Origin of the sequence: Leucothrix pacifica, from assembly GCF_003172875.1 — a bacterium.
GTDB classification, from domain to species: Bacteria; Pseudomonadota; Gammaproteobacteria; order Thiotrichales; family Thiotrichaceae; genus Leucothrix; species Leucothrix pacifica.
In genome coordinates this window covers 50980-73874 of record NZ_QGKM01000027.1, presented here as the reverse complement: position 1 = coordinate 73874, position 22895 = coordinate 50980, and the positions used below count along the sequence as shown (strand labels likewise).

21 protein-coding genes are annotated in these 22895 nt (G+C 45.9%); 7 read left to right on the top strand and 14 right to left on the bottom strand.

What is annotated here, in order from left to right; all coding sequences use genetic code 11:
* Nucleotides 1–130 precede the first annotated feature (130 nt).
* Nucleotides 131–1015 (top strand): PPK2 family polyphosphate kinase, encoded by an 885-nt coding sequence (locus DKW60_RS10960; RefSeq protein WP_109837699.1) that lies wholly within the window; start codon nucleotides 131–133, stop codon nucleotides 1013–1015.
* Between the two features lie 97 nt (nucleotides 1016–1112).
* On the opposite strand, the gene DKW60_RS10955 is transcribed toward DKW60_RS10960, so the two are convergent.
* From DKW60_RS10955 to hrcA, 9 genes are all read right to left on the bottom strand, one after another.
* Entirely contained in the window at nucleotides 1113–1817 is a 705-nt protein-coding gene (locus DKW60_RS10955; protein ID WP_109837698.1) for a tellurite resistance TerB family protein, read from the bottom strand.
* A gap of 64 nt (nucleotides 1818–1881) precedes the next feature.
* Entirely contained in the window at nucleotides 1882–2580 is a 699-nt protein-coding gene (hda, locus tag DKW60_RS10950) for a DnaA regulatory inactivator Hda (RefSeq protein ID WP_109837697.1), read from the bottom strand.
* On the bottom strand, nucleotides 2577–3626 hold the full coding sequence (locus DKW60_RS10945; RefSeq protein WP_109837696.1) for an AI-2E family transporter: 1050 nt from the start codon (nucleotides 3624–3626) through the stop codon (nucleotides 2577–2579). Before DKW60_RS10945 ends, hda begins: the two co-directional genes overlap by 4 nt.
* Nucleotides 3627–3695: 69 nt before the next feature.
* Nucleotides 3696–4496: a 4-hydroxy-tetrahydrodipicolinate reductase gene (gene dapB / locus DKW60_RS10940; RefSeq protein ID WP_109837695.1), complete on the bottom strand. Its 801-nt coding sequence runs from the start codon at nucleotides 4494–4496 to the stop codon at nucleotides 3696–3698.
* A 2-nt stretch (nucleotides 4497–4498) separates the two neighbouring features.
* The gene (gene dnaJ / locus DKW60_RS10935) at nucleotides 4499–5656 is read right to left on the bottom strand and encodes a molecular chaperone DnaJ (protein WP_109837694.1); all 1158 of its coding nucleotides are present in this window, start codon (nucleotides 5654–5656) and stop codon (nucleotides 4499–4501) included.
* A gap of 101 nt (nucleotides 5657–5757) precedes the next feature.
* Nucleotides 5758–7671 (bottom strand): molecular chaperone DnaK, encoded by a 1914-nt coding sequence (gene dnaK / locus DKW60_RS10930; protein ID WP_109837693.1) that lies wholly within the window; start codon nucleotides 7669–7671, stop codon nucleotides 5758–5760.
* A 109-nt stretch (nucleotides 7672–7780) separates the two neighbouring features.
* Nucleotides 7781–8389 (bottom strand): nucleotide exchange factor GrpE, encoded by a 609-nt coding sequence (grpE, locus tag DKW60_RS10925; RefSeq protein ID WP_109837692.1) that lies wholly within the window; start codon nucleotides 8387–8389, stop codon nucleotides 7781–7783.
* 161 nt (nucleotides 8390–8550) lie between these two features.
* Nucleotides 8551–9273, bottom strand: coding sequence for an MBL fold metallo-hydrolase (locus DKW60_RS10920; RefSeq protein WP_109837691.1), 723 nt, complete (start codon nucleotides 9271–9273; stop codon nucleotides 8551–8553).
* A gap of 57 nt (nucleotides 9274–9330) precedes the next feature.
* A complete protein-coding gene (hrcA, locus tag DKW60_RS10915; protein WP_109837690.1) occupies nucleotides 9331–10395 on the bottom strand; it encodes a heat-inducible transcriptional repressor HrcA in 1065 nt (354 codons plus the stop codon).
* Between the two features lie 140 nt (nucleotides 10396–10535).
* On the opposite strand from hrcA, the gene DKW60_RS10910 reads away from it, so the two are divergent.
* The gene (locus DKW60_RS10910; protein ID WP_109837689.1) at nucleotides 10536–11405 is read left to right on the top strand and encodes an NAD(+) kinase; all 870 of its coding nucleotides are present in this window, start codon (nucleotides 10536–10538) and stop codon (nucleotides 11403–11405) included.
* Nucleotides 11406–11424: 19 nt separating this feature from the next.
* On the opposite strand, the gene DKW60_RS10905 is transcribed toward DKW60_RS10910, so the two are convergent.
* Nucleotides 11425–12390, bottom strand: coding sequence for an NAD(P)-dependent alcohol dehydrogenase (locus DKW60_RS10905; RefSeq protein WP_109837688.1), 966 nt, complete (start codon nucleotides 12388–12390; stop codon nucleotides 11425–11427).
* 351 nt (nucleotides 12391–12741) lie between these two features.
* On the opposite strand from DKW60_RS10905, the gene recN reads away from it, so the two are divergent.
* Nucleotides 12742–14418, top strand: coding sequence for a DNA repair protein RecN (gene recN / locus DKW60_RS10900; protein WP_109837687.1), 1677 nt, complete (start codon nucleotides 12742–12744; stop codon nucleotides 14416–14418).
* Nucleotides 14419–14430: 12 nt separating this feature from the next.
* Nucleotides 14431–15210 carry an SDR family NAD(P)-dependent oxidoreductase gene (locus tag DKW60_RS10895; RefSeq protein ID WP_109837686.1) on the top strand — a complete coding sequence of 260 codons (780 nt, stop codon included), beginning with the start codon at nucleotides 14431–14433 and terminating at the stop codon, nucleotides 15208–15210.
* A 34-nt stretch (nucleotides 15211–15244) separates the two neighbouring features.
* On the opposite strand, the gene DKW60_RS10890 is transcribed toward DKW60_RS10895, so the two are convergent.
* A complete protein-coding gene (locus DKW60_RS10890) occupies nucleotides 15245–15799 on the bottom strand; it encodes a phosphoribosyltransferase (RefSeq protein WP_109837685.1) in 555 nt (184 codons plus the stop codon).
* A 76-nt stretch (nucleotides 15800–15875) separates the two neighbouring features.
* Complete coding sequence (gene msrB / locus DKW60_RS10885; RefSeq protein ID WP_109837684.1) at nucleotides 15876–16391, bottom strand: peptide-methionine (R)-S-oxide reductase MsrB; 516 nt, start codon at nucleotides 16389–16391, stop codon at nucleotides 15876–15878.
* Nucleotides 16392–16618: 227 nt separating this feature from the next.
* Between msrB and DKW60_RS10880 the strand changes: the two genes are divergently transcribed.
* Nucleotides 16619–17878 carry a glycoside hydrolase family 26 protein gene (locus DKW60_RS10880; RefSeq protein ID WP_146203472.1) on the top strand — a complete coding sequence of 420 codons (1260 nt, stop codon included), beginning with the start codon at nucleotides 16619–16621 and terminating at the stop codon, nucleotides 17876–17878.
* On the opposite strand, the gene DKW60_RS10875 is transcribed toward DKW60_RS10880, so the two are convergent.
* Both DKW60_RS10875 and DKW60_RS10870 read right to left on the bottom strand, forming a co-directional pair.
* The gene (locus DKW60_RS10875; protein WP_181389658.1) at nucleotides 17875–18780 is read right to left on the bottom strand and encodes an ABC transporter ATP-binding protein; all 906 of its coding nucleotides are present in this window, start codon (nucleotides 18778–18780) and stop codon (nucleotides 17875–17877) included. The two genes, DKW60_RS10880 and DKW60_RS10875, sit on opposite strands and share 4 nt — an antisense overlap.
* Complete coding sequence (locus tag DKW60_RS10870) at nucleotides 18777–19574, bottom strand: ABC transporter permease subunit (protein WP_109837681.1); 798 nt, start codon at nucleotides 19572–19574, stop codon at nucleotides 18777–18779. Before DKW60_RS10870 ends, DKW60_RS10875 begins: the two co-directional genes overlap by 4 nt.
* 555 nt (nucleotides 19575–20129) lie before the next feature.
* On the opposite strand from DKW60_RS10870, the gene DKW60_RS10865 reads away from it, so the two are divergent.
* On the top strand, nucleotides 20130–21773 hold the full coding sequence (locus tag DKW60_RS10865) for a peptidoglycan DD-metalloendopeptidase family protein (RefSeq protein ID WP_109837680.1): 1644 nt from the start codon (nucleotides 20130–20132) through the stop codon (nucleotides 21771–21773).
* Nucleotides 21766–22887 carry an anhydro-N-acetylmuramic acid kinase gene (locus DKW60_RS10860; protein ID WP_281271846.1) on the top strand — a complete coding sequence of 374 codons (1122 nt, stop codon included), beginning with the start codon at nucleotides 21766–21768 and terminating at the stop codon, nucleotides 22885–22887. Before DKW60_RS10865 ends, DKW60_RS10860 begins: the two co-directional genes overlap by 8 nt.
* The last annotated feature ends 8 nt before the right edge of the window (nucleotides 22888–22895 follow it).

The window sequence follows — 22895 nt, the reverse complement described above, 5'->3', positions numbered from 1 at the left end:
TATAGCCAATTGATTAAATATTAACCATAGCTGAATAACTAAAATTTCTGCTCCATTTGATGCACCTGAGCACACTAATTTGCGCCCCGAAATCGGCTGAGATAAGCTTGAACCAACTTAGGAGCGTGATATGAAATCAAACAATAATTCTTACCTTATTCCTGCCAATGGCGCCTTCGACTTTGATGCCCTACTGACTGCACCGGAAGGTGATGTTGATGGTAAAAAGAGTCTTAAAAAACAGCTCAAAAAAGAAATCGAGTCTATCGCCGAGTTGCAACACCAACTGTACGCTGAGGATAAACACTCCCTGTTATTAATATTTCAGGCAATGGATGCCGCCGGTAAAGACAGCACGATTCGCTCGGTGTTTACGGGTGTGAATCCCGCAGGCTTTCAGGTGTATTCATTTAAGCAGCCCTCTAAGGAAGAACTGGATCATGACTTCTTGTGGCGTACCCATTGTAAAATGCCGGAACGGGGTCGAATTGGTGTTTTCAATCGTAGTTATTACGAGGAAGTGCTGGTCATCAAGGTGCACCCTGAGTACTTAGCCGGTCAGCGTATAGAGATTCCGGAAGGTGGAGAAGATGAGTTTTGGCAAGACCGATATGACTCGATAAACCAAGCTGAGAAGCATCTAACGAAAAATGGCACGACCATTGTTAAGTTCTTTTTGAATGTGTCTAAGGATGAACAGAAAAATCGTTTTCTATCACGCATCTATGACGAGCATAAAAACTGGAAGTTCTCGAATTCAGATCTTGCTGAACGTGCTTTATGGGATAACTATCAACAGAGTTATCACGATCTATTAAAGGCGACATCCACTGAAGATGCACCGTGGTATGCGATCCCTGCGGATAATAAACCTTATATGCGATTGCAGGTGGCCAAAATTATTCGTCAAACTCTAGAGGGCATGCAGCCACAGTATCCAACACTGTCTGAAAAGGCTCTGGATAAGTTAAGTGTGGCGGAGCGATTACTGCTGAATGAAGAAGGCACGTATTGATTACGAGGCATTGTGAATGGACTGGAACAGACTAGCCACAATCAAAGAAGGACCTGAATTCGGGTCCTTCTTTTTTAATCGCTCATAATCTTATTGGCTAAGCATTAGCCTGAACATCTGCTTTCGCTTTTTCCAACTCAACCAGCAAGGCGTCCGGAAGCTCCAAAGTCGCCGCTAATGCATCCAGATATGTACGTTCCATCTCATTTTCTTTGTTAATGACCATGGATGAGATCAAGTAAATCTCGGCTCCAGTTTCTGGGCTATCAGATAGTGCAGCAAGCTCATCTAAGCTGGCTGGCGAGGCAATTTCAGCCCGAACAAAACTGGCAATATCACCCGTCAAACCGAGTGCAGCGATCTGCTGATTGATGTCAGCCATTTCCATGTCATCAATATGACCGTCCGCACTCGCTGCGGCAATCATGGCTTTGAGTAGTGTCATGCTGCGCGCATTAGCAGCGTCTGATCCAAGTTGGTTAACCGCAACAGGCTCAACCTCAGCCTGTTCAGCTTTACTTTGTGCAGACCAATTTTGGTAAGCATTCCATGCGATACCGCCTACGGCAGCAAGACTACCGATTTTCAACGCAGAACCGGTGACACGACGTCCACCTTTTGTACCAAGCAGTAATGCCATCACGCCAGCAGCAATTGCACCGGTCTTGATTCCGGAGATGGTAGCGTCGCGCTTCTCTCCCGGCTCTTCAATATCCAGTTTCTTTTCAACCACCGCCTGGCCTTTAGCTGCCATTTCACGTCCGGTTTGTAATAAATCATCTAAGAAAGATTTCGCGTCCATTGGGCTTACCCTATAACTATAAAAGTGCACACCTGTGCATAGTTAACTAATAGGGCTAATGACGCTAAGAATCAAGTACCTGCTTAAGAAATGGTACGGTTATTTTGGATTGCTTGCGTAAGCTTTCTTCATCAATCACATCGAGAATCGTCAGCATCGACCCCATATCACGCGGGTAATGACGGTTTAAATACTCAAGTACTCGATCATTTAATTCTAGTCCACGTTGTGCAGCGCGCTGACGTAAAGCATTGTTTTTGTCTTGGTCTGACAAACTTTGTAGATTATAAGACTCACCCCAGATCAGGCGTGAAGACAGGTCTGGTAATTTACATTCCATGTGGCGTGGATTTTCTGAGGCACTAAATAACAAGCGCTGACGACTGATACGACTGTTATTAATCAAATCAAATAGTGCTTCTTCCCAGTCCAGATTACCCACCACCAAATCCACGTCATCTACGACGATCAGATTCATCTTTTCCAGGCCACGGGCAGAGGCTGTGCCATAAGTACCCAATGCTTTAAGCGGTAGATAAGAAACCCGCTGACCACGCTCCGTTGCATCGTAACAGCAGGCCTGCAATAAATGTGATTTGCCTGAGTGCATCTCACCCCAAATAAATACCTGTGAGGACTGATCCGTCTCAGCAAAGTTTTTCAGGCGCATTACAACATCATGGTTCTCTTCCGTTTCAAAGAAGGAATCAAACTTTAGTCCGTCACGTGAGGTGACGTTGAGGGTCATTTGCTGGAAAGTCATATTCGATATATCTGACTTTCGAGGTATGAGTCATGTGCATGTCGCAATAGCACCGCCAATACCGCGAACACTGGTAGTGCCAGCAAAATACCAAAGAAACCAAATAATTGACCGCCAGCTAACACGGCAAAGATCACCGCAACAGGGTGAAGACCTATTCTGTCACCAACCAACAGAGGCGTTAGTAGCATCCCTTCAACCATCTGCGCAACGCTGAAGACAACGATGACCCAAACTACCATCATAAAGCTTTGTGTTTCGACTAACGCGGCAATACTCGCGATGGCGATGCCTACGATTAGCCCCATATAAGGAATGAAACTGATGATTCCGGCAATAATGCCAATCAGCAATGCAAAGTTAACACCAACAATCGCCAGACCCACACTGTACATGGCGCCCAGTGCCAGCATTACCATTAGCTGACCACGCAAAAAAGCACCCAACATTTCATCTGACTCTTTGGCCAACATCGCAAACTTAGGCTCCACATTACGTGGCAATAACTCACGAATATAGGCAACCAACTTATCCCAGTCACGCAACAAATAGAATGTAATGACGGGGATTAGCACAAGATTGGCTAACCACCCCATTACTGCCAAACCGGAGCGCGAAACGGTACCAATCAAACTTTTAATAAAGCTCCCGGCAACAGACCACTCCTGAGACAAGGTTTTACCTACACTTTCGGCATCAATTGCCGGCACTGCGATGCCTAATCTTTCCAGCAGAGGCTCTGCAGAGGTCGTCATCCATGTCAGATAGGTAGGTACCTTTTTGAAGAAAGCCTGAATCTGATCTTCCAATAGTGGAATCAGGATAATAAAGAATGGCAACATGATGGAAAAGACCACCACGAACACAATCACCACTGAATTGGTTCGGGAGATTTTATACGTCTCCAAACGATCAACCAGCGGATCGCCAAGATACGCCAACAACGCACCGGCAACAAACGGCAGTAATATCGGAGCAAGCAGATACAGTAGTATGCAACTGACACTAAACAGCGCTAACCAGAACCATCTTGTATTTGTCGTCATACCTGTACTCTGCCTACGTCAATTTATTTAGACTTTCTGCAAACGAACAAATCATTCGCTTGCAATTATTTAGTTCAGATCCAGCACATCCTGCATGCTATATACTTTTGCCGGCTTACCTGTCAGCCAGTTTGCCGCACGAATCGCACCCTTGGCAAAGGTCATTCGGCTAGACGCTTTGTGTGTAATCTCGATACGCTCACCAATGTCCGCAAACATCACCGTATGTTCACCCACAATATCACCGGCACGAATGGTTTCAAAGCCGATTGTCTTGCGATCACGTTCACCGGTCACACCTTCACGACCATAGACCGCGCACTCTTTGAGATCACGGTCCAAGGCTTTTGCTAGTACCTCACCCATACCCAGTGCAGTACCGGATGGTGCATCAATCTTATGACGATGATGCGCTTCTATCACTTCGATATCAACCGTATCACCCAAAACGCGTGCCGCCATATCCAATAACTTAAAGCACAGGTTCACGCCCACACTCATATTGGGGGCAAACACGACAGAAACCGTCTCACCAGCCGTTTGAATGCGCTGCTTCTGCTCATCACTGAAGCCGGTTGTACCAATCACGATAGACTTGTTATTGGCCACACACCAATCCAGATGTGACATCGTCGCATCGGTGGTAGTAAAGTCGATTAACACATCAAAGTCTGCCGCATCATCCAGCGATGAAACCAGTGCGACTTCGTTCTTGCCAACACCTGCAACTTCACCCGCATCAACACCTACTAAGGAGCTATCAGGTAATACCGTACCTGCAGTTAATTGACTCTGCTCATCAGCCTGTACCGCTTCAATCAGTGTTTTACCCATGCGACCAGCTGCGCCGACAATTGCAATCTTAGTCATGCTTACTTCTCTCCCTCGAACCAACCCTTCACATTATCGAGGAAAGATTTTGTTTTATCACCCCAGCCATGCATTTCCGGGCTGTGCTTTGCACCTGAATCCTTAAGACTATCTTCAAATTCGCGTAGGAGACGTTTTTGGTCTTTAGTCAGACTAACTGGTGTCTCTACCTGAATCTTACAAAACAGGTCACCTTCAAATGCATCGCGAACCGACTTCACACCCTTACCACGCATGCGGAAAACTTTGCCAGACTGTGCGCCATGAGGAACTTTTAAATTTACTTTCCCGTTAAGCGTTGGTACTTCCACTTCGCCACCCAAAGCAGTGGTCACAAAGCTAACCGGAATCGTACAATGCAAATCGCTACCATCACGCACAAAAATATCGTGAGACTTTAACTCCATCTGCACATACAAATCACCCGCAGGACCGCCATTCATACCCGCTTCACCCTCGCCGGATAAACGAATCCGGTCACCGGTATCCACGCCCATTGGGATTTTAACTTCCAATGTTTTTTGCTTTTCGACACGTCCCTGACCGTGACAGCTACCACACTTTTCTTTAATGGTCTTACCAGAGCCATTACAGTTCGGGCATGTTTGCTCAACCGCAAAAAATCCTTGCTGAATACGTACCTGACCTTGGCCGTGACAAGTTGAACAAGTCTCTGGTGTTGTACCAGGCTTCGCACCAGAACCACCACAAGGCTCACAGTTCTGCATCGTTGGGATGCGAATATCAACCGTTGTACCGAACACCGCCTGCTCTAAGGTCAGATCAAGATTGTATTGCAGATCATTACCACGGTAAGCACGATTTGGATTTCCGCGACCGCCCCGGCCACCACCAAAGATCTCGTCGAAGATATCGCCGAAGCCGCCGCCTCCGCCGCCAAATCCGCCACGACCACCGCCCATTCCGGCAGAGCCATCCACGCCTGCATGACCGAATTGATCATAAGCAGCACGTTTTTGAGGATCACTCAGAACCTCATAAGCCTCTTTGACTTCTTTGAACTTTACTTCCGCGTCTGGATTATCCGTATTGCGATCAGGATGATGTCTCATCGCCATTCGCTTGTACGCTTTTTTCAACTCGCTTTCACTCGCGTTCTTATTGATCCCGAGAGCTTCGTAATAATCCTGCTTGGCCATACTATTAACCTAAATTCTGCAATAAATGTGATTCGCTTAATACCAAAGAAGGCGCGTAGAGAAACTCCCTACGCGCCTGCATTCAGATGGAGCCGAAGTGATTACTTCTTAGTGTCATCAACTTCTTCAAACTCAGCATCAACCACGTCATCATCAACTGGCTTCTGCTGTGCTTGTTCAGCACCTGCTGCACCTGGCTCACCACCAGCTTGCGCCTGTGCCAATGCACCTGAAGCTTCCATCAGCGCCTGAGCTTTAGAGTCGATCAACTCTTTGTCTTCGCCTTTGATTGCTTCTTTCACTTCATCAACTAAAGCCTGAATCTTAGCAACTTCAGCACCGTCAACTTTGTCGCCAAACTCTTTCAATGACTTCTCAGTTGCGTGAACCATGCTGTCAGCAGAGTTACGGGCTTCAACCAGCTCCTTCAGCTTCTTATCTTCTTCAGCGTGAGCTTCAGCATCTTTTACCATTTGATCGATTTCTTCATCCGACAAACCTGAAGACGCTTTGATCTGGATAGACTGCTCTTTACCGGTCGCCTTGTCTTTAGCAGACACGTTCAGGATACCGTTAGCATCAATGTCCAAGCTTACTTCGATCTGAGGCATACCGCGTGGTGCTGGTGGGATGTCAGTCAGATCAAAACGACCCAAAGACTTATTACCAGACGCCATCTCGCGTTCACCCTGCAGCACATGAACCGTTACTGCATTTTGGTTGTCATCAGCCGTTGAGAACACTTGCTGCGCCTTGGTAGGAATGGTTGTGTTCTTCTCGATCAGCTTAGTCATGACACCACCCATTGTCTCGATACCCAGAGACAGTGGAGTAACATCTAACAACAGTACGTCAGTCACCGAACCACCTAGTACACCACCCTGAATCGCTGCACCCAGTGCAACCGCTTCATCAGGATTCACGTCTTTGCGTGGCTCTTTACCGAAGAAGTCTGTAACCGCTTCCTGAACCTTAGGCATACGTGTCTGACCACCAACCAAGATAACGTCATCGATTTCAGATGCTGACAAACCGGCATCTTTCAATGCTGTTTGGCAAGGCTGGATAGTACGTGTTACTAAGTCCTCAACCAAAGACTCAAGCTTAGCGCGAGTTACTTTCACGTTAAGGTGCTTAGGGCCCGATGCGTCAGCGGTTACGTAAGGAAGGTTTACATCAGTCTGTGTAGAAGATGACAATTCGATCTTCGCCTTCTCAGCCGCTTCCTTCAAACGCTGAAGTGCTAACGGATCATTATGCAGGTCCATGCCGTTTTCTTTCTTAAACTCATCCGCTAAGTAGTCGATCAGACGCATGTCAAAATCTTCACCACCAAGGAATGTATCACCGTTAGTCGCTAGTACTTCGAACTGGTACTCACCGTCGATTTCAGCGATTTCGATGATCGATACGTCGAAAGTACCACCACCTAAATCGTATACAGCAATCTTCTTGTCGCCCTTCGCGGCTTTATCCATACCGTAAGCCAGTGCAGCGGCAGTTGGCTCATTGATGATACGCTTAACATCCAAACCAGCGATCTTGCCCGCATCTTTAGTTGCCTGACGCTGTGAGTCATTGAAGTATGCAGGAACTGTGATAACCGCTTCTGTGACTTCTTCACCAAGATATGCTTCAGCATCTTTCTTCAGCTTCATCAATACACGTGCTGATACTTCAGGCGCAGACATTTTCTTGCCGTTCACTTCAACCCACGCATCGCCGTTATCCGCTTTAACGATGTTATAAGGAACCAGCTTGATATCTTTTTGTACTGCTTCTTCGTCAAAGGTGCGTCCAATCAAACGCTTGATTGCGTAGATAGTGTTGTTAGGGTTAGTAACCGCCTGACGCTTAGCTGAGTGACCTACCATTACTTCTTCATCGGTAAATGCGATGATAGATGGTGTAGTACGGTGACCTTCTGCGTTTTCGATTACTTTGGCGTCTTTGCCTTCAATGACAGCCACACATGAATTGGTAGTACCCAAGTCAATTCCAATAATTTTTCCCATTTCTTTTTCTCCAAAGAAAACTTTTTTAACTTGAGAAATAAACTGCGGTTCATTTCTCTAAATTCAAGTAATGTTTCGTGTTTAAAGCGAATTAATTTCGCTGAATCACTTAATTTTTAACGACCATAACCATTGCCGGACGAACCAAGCGGCCACTTAATGTAAAGCCCTTCTGCATGACGGCCATAACAGTATTATTTTCCATCTCAGGGTTTGGCTGCATTGCCATCGCCTGATGGAGTTCCGGATTGAATTTTTCACCCATCGGATTCACGGTTTCGATATTGAATTTTTCCATGACCGACTCGAACTGCTTCATGGTCAGGCCCATGCCTTCGCGAATCTGTTCGATATTGCCTTCAGCGGCCATGCCCATTTCAAGACTATCAACCACGGGTAGCAGTGCTTCTACAAACTTCTGTGATGCGAACTTGTGTGCATCTTCAACTTTCTTTTCGCTACGCTTACGCTGGTTATCCATCTCAGCTTGCAGGCGCAGGAAGCTATCCCAATTTTCGTTAGCTTTCTGCTCTGTTGCTTCCAGCTTCTCACGCAACTGCGCAATAATTTCATCACTGGAAAGTGCTGCATCCGCCGAATCTTCAGCGGCCTCAGTCCCCTCAACATCTGACTCAATGGTTTCAGACTCTGCTGAGATAACGTCTACATCCACTTCAGGTGCTTGCTGATTCTCAGGTGTTTGATCAGATTTGCTCATTAGCTCCACTCTCTAGGTAATCTTTGATGCCTATAATTTGGGTTAACCTTATGTTTTCAAGTTTTAATTTTGAAAAAACATAAAAAAACCCCGTACTAGACGAGGTTTAATTTAAATAGTCGGTTATCCCTACAAATCAGAGATATCCGTATTGCAACTTTTTACGCAGAATGTTCCACAACACGCGTATCAATCTCACCACGATCATCCGCACCACAAACCATATTTGCAGGAACCGCTACATCGATCTTAGCCGGATTCGGCAGATTCAGGTTCTCCATTTTTTCAATGAAGCCTTCTTTGCTCAGCCCCATTAGATATGGATTGCTGATTTTTTCCTGACCAATGCAACTAACACGATGATTGTTATAATCGTGCGCAGGATAGACCAAGTACTCATCAGGATAAGACTGAAGCTTCTGCAAGCTTTCATACAAACGCTCAGCGCTACCTTGTTGGAAGTCAGTACGACCACAAGCGCCAATCAATAACGTGTCACCCGTGAATAAGCGATTACGCCAGCGATAAGTCGTACAGCCGTCTGTATGACCTGGTGTCAGAATCGCATATAGCACTTCATGGCCAAAGTTGATGATTTCACCTTCTTCCATCAGCTTATCGCCACAGGTAATACCCGTACCCACGCCAGAAATAAACTTACAGCCCGTCGCTTCTTTCAAAGCACGTGCGCCAGTAACGTGGTCAGCATGAATATGCGTCTCTGCAATATATTTAAGATTCGCATTCAGCTCTTCGAGAACCGCCAAATCACGCTTATCTTGCCCTAGCACCGGATCAATAATCACAGCATCACGCGTGACAGCATCAACCAGTATATAGGTCAGTGTTGATGTTTCTTCATCAAAGAGTTGTCTAAAAATCATGGTCTCACCTAAATAAGTATATTAGTTAAATCTAATATATAGGTTTTCACAGCAAATTCAAGCGATTTTCGACCGCAGCGCTGCGCTCAATAAGCGTGATGTAATATCCACTACCGGAATCACTTTTTCATACTGCATACGCTTAGGGCCGATCACGCCAAGAACGCCCAAATGCTTGTCATCGATGCTGTAAGGCGCAGTCACCAAACTACAGTCATCAAACACCGCTTTACCAGACTCACGCCCAATAAAAATCTGCACCCCTTTAGCTTGAATACAATTATCCAGTAGCTTCAGCACATCGCGCTTTTCATTAAAGGCATTAAAGATTTGTCGCAAGGTATCCATATCAGAGAAGTCGTCATAGTCGAGTAAATTCGTCTTACCTACAATCAGGCAGCTATCCTCACTATTTTCGCCTTTAGAAATGTCATCAAAGGCTTTTTCACCAAGCTCGATCGCCGAAAGCATCATCTTATTCAATGTTTCACGATCTTTATTCATGGCGTCCAACATATGCTGACGCGCCCGATGAAGATCCATGCCATTGAGGTGCTGATTCAGGTAGTTACCGTATTGCTGTAACTCCTCAGAGGAATACTCCTGATCGGTATGAATAATCCGGTTCTGGACCTCGTTATCACTCATCACTAACACTACCAAAATCTGATCCGTTGATAGATATAAAAACTCGATGTGACGAATCGCTACTGCTTCAAGACTAGGTAAGGTAATAACACCAGCCAGCTGCGTGATATTAGACAACAGACTGGAAGCCGTCTGGATTAATTCTGAATTGGTCGTTTGAGTGTCACTAAAACGCCCCTGCATGGTGTGCAAATCACTCTGATCTAACTCCTGTACATTCACCAACGAATCAACAAATAAACGATAGCCGCGTGCTGTTGGAATACGCCCCGCAGAGGTATGTGGCGCATGGATATAGCCCTGATCTTCTAACAGCGCCATCACATTGCGCACAGTTGCCGGACTAATCTTTAAACCACTGCGTTTAGCCAATGTAGAGGAGCCAACCGGCGCACCATCCACAATATAGCCTTCGATCAACACCTTAAGCAGCTGTTGTGCGCGTTCATTCAACTGTGTATTGTCAATAGCCATGGCGTTGCCTGCCTCATAAAGATATTCTTATATTACTGTTATATGGGGGCAAATGTGAATGCTTGCAAATAGATTTAGTACGCTTGCATTTGTAGCCAAGGTTTGCGACTCTAATCGTCCTAACCCATGCTGGACTTTGTATGCGTTCATTTAGTCGAATCGGATTATTCTCAAAACAACAAGACACCCGCATCGCCGACACGTTGCATGAGCTACACCGCTTTTTAACTGACCAATCATTCGCCGTTTCCGTCACTCATACGGTGGCATCATTTCTGGATATTTCCGGGCATGACGATGATTACTTAGCAGACAATATTGATCTGGCCATCGTTATTGGTGGTGACGGAACCCTGTTACAGGTCGGGCGCTTACTCGCTCCCAAAGGCATTCCCATCATTGGCGTCAACCTTGGTCGTCTCGGCTTCTTAGTCGACATCTCATCAACCAATCTGGACCAGCAACTCAATGCCATGCTGGAGGGTCAATACACCGTTGAGGCACGAACCATGCTGCAAGCTGACGTGTATCGTGGTGACAGGAAATTAGGCGCGGGCAACGCCCTGAATGATGTAGCGGTGCATGTGCGCAATGATGTCCGCATGATTGAGTTTGACACCCAGATCGATGGACATTTTGTGAATACGCAGCGAGCGGATGGGATGATTATCTCGACACCAACTGGTTCTACTGCTTACTCACTATCAGCTGGTGGGCCCATTTTGCATCCGGGATTAGGCGCTGTGACGCTGGTACCGATTTGTCCGCATACGTTGAGTCACCGCCCCATCGTGGTTAGCTCGGAAAGTGAGATTGAAATACTGCTGTGCGAGTCACGTAATGTGGATGCACGGGTGTCGTTTGATGGACAGTCTAATGTGGATTTGAAGGCGGGTGACCGGATTGTGATTCGCCAGCACCCTAATAAATTATTGCTGATCCATCCTGAGGATTATGATTATTTTCATATTCTTAGGACGAAATTGGGGTGGAGTACTACGCCGCCATAGCGCTCGAATGATAGGGACGTTATTCATCTGTCACGACTAACACAACGCTACCGCACTTATGTCCCTTATCGACATATCGGTGCGCTTCCGCTGTTTTTTCTAAGGGATAAAGACTATCGATCACTGATGTGAACGCTCCCGAATCAACAAGACCTAGCAGAAAGTTTAGCGCCTCCTTGCTTTCATCAGCTACTCCGCAAATCAATTGCTTATTAAAGACCGACTGTAAAGTGGTCTGTAAATCAGCGACTATCAGCACTAGTTCTCCCTGAGATGAAAGAGATTTAGCACAGACAGAAAACGACAAGTTGCCTACTGTATCGAGAATAATATCGTAGGTTTCCCCATTATCCACAAAGCTCTCTCTGGTGTAATCAATGATGTGATCAGCGCCAATGGACATCACTAGTTCATGATTCGGTTCGCTGCAGATACCCGTCACCTCCGCCCCATAATATTTGGCAATTTGTACCGCAGCAGTTCCGACTGAACCGGACGCTCCGTTCACCAGTACCTTTTGGCCACTGCGCACCTTTGCCTCATCCCGAAGAAAATGAAGCGCCGTCAGCCCACCAAACATAATGGCAACTGCATCTTTATAACTGATATGGTCGGGAATTTTTACTAAGGGTTTTGTCTCAGACAGACAGACGTATTCGGCATTCGCCCCCAAACTCATGCCTGCGGTTCCATAGACTCTGTCGCCTTTTTTAAATTGACTTACATCCTTCCCGACTAACTCAACCTCTCCGGAAAACTCCATACCTGATATGGGCTTTCTGGGTTTGAATAAACCAAACGCTAATCGGGTCGGTAGCCAGAAGCCTCTGGGCACTCTGCATGCCCGAAGTCTACAATCGCCTGGAGTAACAGTAGATGCATAGACTTTTATTAACACTTCATGATTTTTTGGGAATGGCTTTTCAACATCTTTTAGTTGTAAGACGTCGGGAGTACCATAGGCAGTCCAGTTAGTAGCTTTCATGAAGAGAATAAACCCCTATTACATACATCAGAAAATTAATATAAAACCACAGTTTGATGCTCAGAGAACTTGTCAACTTAGCTTTTCAAAGCTCCCCATATAGATCTGATCTTGTTAACCATAACTATAGCCTAGTTTATCGTCATTAATGATTTCCGACTGAAATTACATCAGGGTAGTCAGCTAATTCCATTAGATTAAGTCGTTACAATAAACGCCTATATCGAGCTTCGGGTACACATCTTCCACAACCCTTTCACTCATCACTTTTCCTGCACCTCACTCGCATGAGTGATATTATCCCCACCAGTAAACACATCCACCACCGACACACTCAGGAATAAAACAACAATGCTAAGCCATATCTTCCTTCGTGACTTTGCCATTATCGAAACACTAGACTTAGAGCTAGAGCCAGGCATGACCGCCCTTACGGGTGAGACCGGCGCGGGTAAATCCATTCTGGTCGATGCCATCGGTTTGGTACTGGGTGATCGCGCCGACAGCGGTGTGGTGCGTCATGGTGCGGAAAAGACTGAAATTACACTGACCATTGATATTTCAGACACTCCGACAGCCTTAAAATGGCTGCAGGATCAGGATCTCGATCAGGATGATCAATGCATTCTGCGACGTGTCATTACCAATACCGGCAAGTCACGCGCATGGATCAACGGTACTCCGGCAAACCTGACCATGTTGCGTCAGCTAGGCGAACAAGTGGTGGATATTCACGGCCAGCACGAACATCAGTCATTGATGAAAAAAGACATGCAGCGGCAATTATTGGATGATTATGGCAGTCATCACAAACAACTGAACACGCTGAATGAGCACTATAAAGACTGGAAAGCACTGCAAGATAAGCTGGATCAGCTACAAAACCAAAGCAGTGATCATCAGGCACAAATTGATTTATTGAGTTTTCAGACGCAAGAGCTGGAGGCGCTGGCACCGATTGAAGGTGAATACGCGCAACTGGATGAAGAACACAACCGCCTGTCAAACGCAGGGCATTTATTACAAACCGCTTCAACGGGGCTTGAGCAACTTTATGATGCCGAGCAAAACTCAGTGTATTCAGTGCTGAGCCACCTGATTAGCGAAATGACACAGCTGAAAGAGCTGGACAGCAGTTTTGCAGAACCACTAACTCTCCTAACTGAAGCGCAAATTCAGGTCGAAGAAGCCAGCAGTGCGCTGCGTCATTATCAAGACAGTCTCGAGCTTGACCCTCAGCGTCTGCAATGGGTAGAAAGCCGCATTTCTGATCTGCACCAAATGGCCCGTAAGCATAATGTGACACCGGAGGAATTACCTGAAAAATTCAGTGATTTATCCCGGCGTTTGGCCGCACTCAGTGGCGATGAATATGATTTAGACGCGCTACAAGAAAAACTTGAGCAAAGCCGTCAAGCCTATATTGATCGCGCGACTAAGCTTCATAAGTCCCGTGAAAAAGCCGCAAAACAATTAGGCCAAGGCGTGTCAAAAGCGATGCAACAGCTAGGCATGGATGGCGGTGTGTTTGAAATTAACTGTGGCTTTGATGAGGATAGTAAGTTTACCTCGCACGGCATGGATGATATTGAGTTTCAGGTCAGCGCCAACCCAGGCCAACCGTTAAAGCCATTAGTCAAAGTTGCCTCAGGTGGTGAGTTATCACGGATATCGCTGGCGATTCAAATGATTGCCGCGCAGAAAGTCACACTACCCGCATTGATTTTTGATGAGGTCGATACGGGTATTGGTGGTGGTACAGCAGAAGTGGTGGGACAACAGTTGCGCAAGCTTGGCGGCAGTCGTCAGGTACTGTGTGTGACGCATTTACCGCAGGTGGCATCACAAGCGCACCAACACTACAAAGTCACTAAAATCAAAGGCAAAACCAGCACCAGCACAGGCATGCTGACATTGCGGGATGAGGAGCGTGTTGAAGAGATCGCCCGCATGATGGGGGGCATCGAGATTACTGACTCCACACTCGCTCTAGCCAGAGAAATGCTGGATGTGGGTAACGAAGATTAAACGAGACTAACCATGACACAAGCCGATTTGACACATTCTATTCTGCAAAGACCGCAGACTAACGACATCCCAAAGCGTGTCTTCATCGCCGGCGCATCCGGTGGCATTGGTCAGGCGTTTTGTGAGCAATTAATCCTGCAGTACCCTGATATTGACATTATCCGTATGGCGAGAAAGCCAGAGTTACTTCCAGAAATCAGCAATGTTTCTGAGTCGATCGCTTTTGACTTGCTGGATGAAGTTAGTCTGCAAACCGCGGTTGGACAACTCTCAGTCAGTCGACAGATTGACTGGGTGTTCATCGCAACGGGTTGGCTACATGACGAGGCTTATCAGCCTGAAAAGACTTACCGCACATTAGGTAGCGCCCAGCTGATGCAGTCCTATGCATTAAACGCTGTCGGCCCAACACTACTCGTCAAGGCCTTGCTGGAGCACTTTCCTAAACAGCAATCGATGAAGATTGGCATTTTGTCCGCGCGTGTCGGCAGCACCAGTGATAACCGTTTGGGAGGCTGGCATAGTTATCGCGCCAGTAAAGCAGCACTCAATATGCTGATAAAGAATTACGCGATTGAATTACAACGCATGAAACGTCCGGTCGTAATTTGTGGCTTACAACCCGGCACAACCGATACTAAGCTGTCCGAACCCTTTCAACGCAATGTCTCTGCCAAAGATCTCCAGACACCAGCATACACAGCCAAGCAACTAATAAAAGTAATGCAGGCACTCGAACCCGAGGACTCAGGATTACTGTTCGATTTTCTGGGTGTAAAGTTTGAACCATAAATCGCCCCTATGGTAGAGGCGAAGAACCAGCGTTCTACAGAAGATCCATCACTTCTGCCAACTCAGATTTACCTTCACGAATCTCATCAGGGGTCAGCCCTGTTAATTCATGAGGGAACACCAACCATTCGTCTGTCTCAGTGACAAAGTAGTCCGGTGTCATACTGACTGACTTGTTCGATGGTTTATACCAGGGACAAGCAATACGAATATCTTTTGGCATATTCAAACGGGAAAGTTTGGAAATTTCTTTCATCAGCGCATCAACACTGCGGCCAGAATCAAATACATCATCGACAATCAACAAACTGTCATCAGCATTCGCATTTTCAATGAGATAATGTAAACCGTGGACGCGGATGGTCTTACTTTGCTTATTGATGCCGTAATACGAGGAGGTGCGAACAGCGATGTGGTCCGTCTGCACTTGTTTATAATCGAAGTATTCCTGAACGGCAATCCCGATCGGCGCGCCACCACGCCAGATCCCAACAATAAACTGAGGACGGAAGCCGTCTTCATAAACCTGTGATGCTAAACGAAACGAATCCCGCAGCAATTCCGCAGCAGTGATGAATTTTTTATCCATACCAGAAAGCCCTGAGTATTACCCAATTAGAATCTGAGCATTATTCCATAACTCAGGGCTAGTCCCAACCTGATTATCAGGCTGCTTCTGGCTTAAAGGTTAAAGATAGTCCGTTCAGGCAATGGCGTTTGCCGGTTGGTGCCGGGCCATCATCAAACACATGACCAAAGTGACCACCACAACGACGGCAATGGATTTCTGTGCGCACAGAGAAAATTAGCTTTCTGTCTTCACGGGTACCAATAGCATTGGGCAAAGAATCATAGAAACTTGGCCAGCCGGTTCCACTCTCATACTTAGTCTCTGAAGAATAGACAGGTAGGTCACAACCCGCACAGTGGTAGATACCCTTACGCTTCTCATTGAGCAATGCACTGGTTCCGGGACGCTCAGTATCCTCTTCACGCAGAATCGCAAAGCGATCCTTACCTAATAGCTTCAGCCATTCCTGATCTGTTTTTACGATTTCAAATACCTCAGTTCCGTCAGCCTGCACGACTCCGCTTGCCAAAGCTGCGCTACCCGCGCCAATGACTGCTAGTTTGAGGCTACCTCTTAAAAAATCTCTTCTTGATAAAATTTGTTCGTTCATCAGTTATGACTCCTGATTATTTTAATGTTTGTGGTTATCTTATTTTGTATACGCACAGAATCATTATTTAGATTGGATGATTTACTTGTTTACTACAAATAGACCTGATATCCGTAGCACAATGCACCGCTTAGCAGTCTGCCAGAATCTTCTTGTATTCAACATAAACAGGCCTTAGAGTTATGACAAAATAATTAATTATAAGTTTGTTGCACGGGGAATTTCTGTTGAAGTCTTGGTTAATGCTAACCGCATGCGTAATGGTATGCGCGTTCCTTCTCGGCTGTAATGGTGGCACATCGGTCAGCTCAGGCGCTGAAGCACCATTTGTGTCCGCGTACTCTGTTGATAAAATTCAGGATCGTGTACTACTTGGAGCCTATCTGGATCAGGATGGTTGGGATGAGCAAATCATTGACATCTTTAACGAAAAACTCCACAAGCCTATATCGGTGATCAATGTATTCAGTAGCTTTGACATGGACTGGACTTACCTGAAATACCAGAGTAGTAACGTCGTGTCACGTCAGGCTATTCCCATGATCACCTGGATGCCCACCGTCAACAAACGACCAGACGATAGCTTGCTCTCTGAAATTTCCGATGGCGCATGGGACGACTATCTTTATGAATGGATTAATGGCTTCAGACTATGGCTAGCCAACTATGATGCGAATTATCAGCCTAAAGTCATGATTCGCTTTGCCCATGAATTTAATAGTGATTGGTTTCCGTGGAGTAACCAACCGGATGAGTTGATCAAAGCCTGGCGTCATATACATCAACGGTTCGTTGCAGCTGGCGTGGCGAAGCATGTGGAATGGGTGTGGAACGTCAACAATGTTGATGTCGATGATTATAATGACTTCTCTGTTTATTATCCCGGTGATGATGTAGTGGACTGGGTATCCATTGATGGCTATAACTGGGGCAGCAATTATCACTACACCCGCTGGAAAAGTTTTGATGAAACATTCAGTCAGTCATATGTGAAGCTAGTTACAGACTTTCCGGACAAGCCTATTATGATTGCCGAAGTATCTTCGACTGAGCCAGCCGATCTTCCTAATGAAGCACAGGGTCAGTACGGTGATGATAGTGACATTTACGAGAGTAAGGCTGCGTGGGTTAATGACATGCTGGTGACTATTGAAAACAACTACCCCGCTATTAAAGCGCTGGTCTGGTTCAATAGTAATAAAGAACTCAACTGGGCATTGGACGCCGAGCACAATACGGGCTTGGGAGCCTTTAATGCTGGTATTGAACGCGCTCATTACACAACCTTAGATGAGGTTTCATCAACAACCGTAAAACGTCCAGCTTCACCCGCAGCCAATGTAATCCCTGAAGTGGTTGGTTCCGAGCTATTACAACAGGAAGCTGACTATCTAAGAATGCTGCCCAGACAACAGCGCCAACATCTCAGACAGTCACGTTTCGCCAGCAAGGAAGCATTACTGTCAGTGCCATCCGTGGATGACTAAAAATAAACCTGATCTTCCAATGTACGCCCGTTAACCAGCTGTCGGTAAGGCCATCCCTTCTCCGACAAATGCTGCATCAATAACATATCAAGATTACTATGCTGTTTACTATCGTATTCGAGTACAAAACGATTCGGGGCGTTAAAGCTTACCGCTGTTACTCCTGGCAGAGACAATAACGATTCACGAATGTCTTGATCAGTGGTTTTGAGTTCAGCCATCACCACAGTTAAGTAACCACTATTACGTGCCTGATGAATATCGACCACACCTTTCAAGTGACCTTTATCCAAATGCACCACACTCTGGCAAACCTTTTCCAGTTCATCCAAATTGTGCGAGCTGATAATAAAGGTCGCGTTTTTTGAAGCATCATTAATTAATGAGCGCATCACCTTCACATTGGGCGGATCAAGACCCGCTGTTGGCTCATCTAATAGAATCAGCTCAGGACTACCCATTAATGCCTGCGCCAGTAAAATCCGCTTACGCATACCATGACTCAACGCCTCTGGTTTCATATCATAAGTGTTTGATAAATCCACCTGCTGTAAAACCCGCTTAACTTCGTTACCCGCCTTGGAGCCAATAAAACCTTGTAGCTTTGCAAATAACTCCAGTTGATGGCCAATGCTAAAACGAGGATCCAGATTGGCATCTTGCGGGAGTGCAGCAAGACGACCATGTAATGCTTTTGACCCCGCCTGATGACCCATAATCAAGGCATCACCACTACTCGCTCTGAGAAATCCACATAGCAAGCTGAATAATGTTGTTTTACCGGCACCATTCGGACCAATTAATGCAATGGGTGCTCCTGCCTCTAATGTCAGTGACACATTATCAAGCGCCAGCGTGCTGCCGTAGCGCTTTGTGATATTAGTACATTGAATAAGACTCACCAGTCACTCCTTTGCATAATCACACGCCCCAGAAACAGTAGAACAATGGTTTGAATTACTGGAATCGCTGCCAGTGATAAGGTATTCCAACCAGATAGTTGTAATAAGGATTGCACTTGCGCTCCGGGCAATACCATATCCAGAATACTGAGCCCCGGAAACTGACGCGAAAGCCAACCGGTTAACATGGAACACACTATCCAGATAATCACCGCATACATTGTCGCCTGTCGCGCCGAGCGTGCCATCGAAGAGACCCATGCCATTAATGCCGTATAGGGCAATAACACCAACATCATATTGACCAAAATGATGGCTGAGAGATGAAGTGAAGGCTGTAACAATGTGCTATCTCTCATCAGGACCAATGCAACCGCTGATAGTAGTGCCAGTAACGTTAACATTAACAAAATCAGCAGCTGTCCTAGAAAGCGACCAAAGAAGATTGTGTCTCTGCCAGCACGTAAGCTTAACAAGCGTAAGGTACCACGTGCCCTGTCTGACGCAGTCTGATCCGCTGTCAGCACGACACAAAAAACAGGGAACAAATACAGCGCAATTACCCACAATACCGCCAATTCCGGCACTTGCCATGACAGCAGATTATTAATGATAGTGGAATTAAAAAAACTGACGATAATTCCACCGGGCGCATCAGCCATAAAAAACTGTGCAGCACTGTAAATGGGATAACGAAGAATCAAGAACCAAACCAGGGAAAATGCGAGCAGAGATAGCAACCCCCTGCGGGTCATAATCAAACGACTTAATTCATATCGGGCAATAATAAACACGTCACCTACTCTATCGTGATGTTACGAAGCCTCATGATGCTTGCTTTAATAATTTGTCGCAACCATGGTACGAATATGCAAGTGGTTATCATCAGCATCAGGAGAATTAATCAAGCCAATGGAGTTATTTCAGCTCTGATTAATCTCATCGTAATTAAAATATCCTTCTTGAGCTGACCATAAGTGATGTAGAATATCGCTCGATATGGTTATTTTTTACACTATCTAATCTTAGGCATTTAATTTACTGAAGTATTTAATTAACAAACATAAGCCAAGTTACGCTAGAGTAGCGCCCATGTGATTTATAGGAAAGCAATTCAATACAACAAACATTTACAAGTTTTGTGCATACCTTTAACATGAGCCTCGCTTGTAGGGAGCTGGTCTGATTAACAAACCCGAGATACCGTCAGGCTGTTAATATTTTTTTCTCAGAGTGTATAAACTTGCGGACATATTATATTTCATGGTATGTAATAATGCTAAGGCGCAAAGGGGCGCTGCTGTGGTTATGCTAGTGACACATTTCTATACTTTACGGAGCTGCCAATCTTGAGTTCTCGAACAAAAGAATCGTCAGTCAATAACAATAAGAACTGGGATGACGTGTTAGCACGTTATGACATACAAAATCAGGTTGACCTTGGTTTCGATTCACCACATGACGATGCGGCTGAAATTGCCGACACTACCCCGGAGAAGCAACCTCCACGATGGGCAGGACGAGCGATTATATTAGTTGGTTGTGCGACTGCGCTCGGGAATATTCCTTTACAGTCATTTCTACCTAACACTCAAAGTAATCACTTTGAAATAAGTGTTAATGACGCAAGTAGTGCACCAACACCATCCACTGTGGCAGAGATAGCTACGGCTAAAGACGTCAAACCTGGACCTACTTTACAGCTCGCATCCATTGCCAAGCCTGTTGTAGCCTCCAGCCCAACAGCGGCTGAAGCGGTTATCAATAACACCGACATTCAAGTTGCTGACTACAATGACGAAGCAGTTCTGGAACTAACGTTACCCAAACGTGCCCTTGAAACCTATACAGGTCACGAATTAATTAATACAGAAAGTACTTGGCACACTTATACGGTCAAGCGCTATGATAGTCTGCACAATACTTTCAGTAAAATTAAACAAGCATCGATTCTTAATGACCTTCGCAGTAACGAAGAAATCAAAGAAGCACTGAAAGACATGAAGATGGACACTATTGTCCGTGCCAAGTCACATGACGGTAAGCTTGAACAGCTTGCATTCACGCCGGATAACAAGAAAAGCTTTGTTATCGAGCCGGATGGTCAGGGTGGCTACACGGGTCAATGGCAATCGAAAGTATTCGAAGTCCGTCAAGCAAGAGCCACGTTCTCAGTTAAGAATGGCTTGTTCTTAGATGGAAAGAGAGTTGAAGTTCCTAGCAATATTATTCGACAAGTTGTGAGTGTATTTGACTGGGATATCGACTTTTCACACGACGTACGTGTGGGCGACCAAGTAACGGTTGTTTACGAGAATATTTACCATGATGGCGATTTAGTGGGTAGTCAGAACTTGTTAGCGGCTGAATTTATCAACAAAGGTAAAATTCACCGCACGATTCGCCACACTACGGCAAGAGGTCTGACTGATTTCTTCACGCCTGAAGGCCGCGAAATGAAGCGTGCCTTTATTCGTACCCCGGTAGCTCATGCTCGTGTGTCCTCACACTTTAACCCGGGCCGATTCCATCCTGTACTTCACAAAATTCGCGCTCACAAGGGAACGGATTTTGCTGCTCGCAGAGGAACACCAGTCATGGCGACCGGTGATGGCGTAGTTCAGCTTAAAGGACGTAAGGGCGGCTACGGTAACACAATTATCTTAAAGCACCGTGAAGGTTATACCACGTTGTATTCTCATCTTTCTAAATACAAGAAAGATCTGAAGCAAGGCCAGGTAGTAGCCCAGGGTGAGATCATCGGCTATGTTGGATCTACAGGTCTGGCCACTGGCCCTCATCTTCATTATGAGTTCCGCAAGAATAATATTCCTGCCGACCCACTAACGGTTGAATTACCTAATAGCATGTCTCTAACGAAAAAAGAGTTAGTGAAGTTCAGAGCTGATGCAATCAATATGAAGCTACAACTTAACGTACTACATCGTTTTGCTATGGAAAACTTCGATATCAACAGCGCTACCGGTGGCTAATCAACAGCCGGACGCCGAATACTATATCGGGATAATGTCAGGAACCAGCATGGACGCTATCGACGCTGTGCTGGTTTGCTTCAAGCCTGATGATCAACTTGAAACTTCTGAAGTTCACTCCACACCCTTCCCTGAAAAAATTCGCCAATCACTTCGCGAGTTAATAAAACCCGATTGGGCCGGCTCTCTTAAAGAAGTTGCAAACCTTAACGCAACACTTGGTACTCTGTACGCCCAAACCGCGCAAACACTCATCGACAAGTCCGGATTACCCAAAGAAGCTATTTCAGCGATTGGCAATCACGGTCAAACGGTGTGGCATCAACCTGATATCGAGCCTCGATTTAGCTGGCAATTGGGTGATGCTAATCAAATAGCGGAAATAACGGGCGTGACTACGATTGCTGATTTTCGTAACCGCGATATCGCCGCTGGCGGTGAAGGCGCACCATTGGTACCAGCATTTCATCAATCGGTATTTTCATCAGCTAACAAACATCGGGTCGTTGTGAATATCGGTGGTATTTCTAATATCAGCGTACTCTCTCCGGAACAATCTACAATTGGATTCGACACCGGTCCCGGTAACGCCCTCATGGATGCCTGGTGCTTGCAACAGCAATCCCTTGCTTATGACAAAGATGGACAATGGGCCGCAAGTGGTCAATGTAATCAAGCTCTGCTGCAACAATTCCTGCAAGATCCATACTTCAAACGCCCCTACCCAAAAAGTACTGGCAAAGAATATTTTAATCTTGGCTGGTTAAACTCACACTTAGACAAGGCAATTCCGGAAGAAGACGTACAAGCGACATTATTGGAGCTGACGGCAGTGAGTATCCAGCAAAGCATTATGGAGGCCGCACCACAGACCGAGGAAGTGTATATTTGCGGTGGCGGCGCAAGAAATAACGCACTTATGTCCAGACTGCGAGCATTGATGCCAGCCGTGAGACTTGAAAAAACAGACGTACTTGGTATTGATGCAGACTGGGTTGAAGCAATTGCATTTGCCTGGTTGGCCAGACAAACCCTGAAAGGCTTGCCGGGCAATTTACCATCTGCGACGGGTGCTAAAGACTTTAGAGTGTTAGGTGCGATCTATACTGCATAACCCCTGTC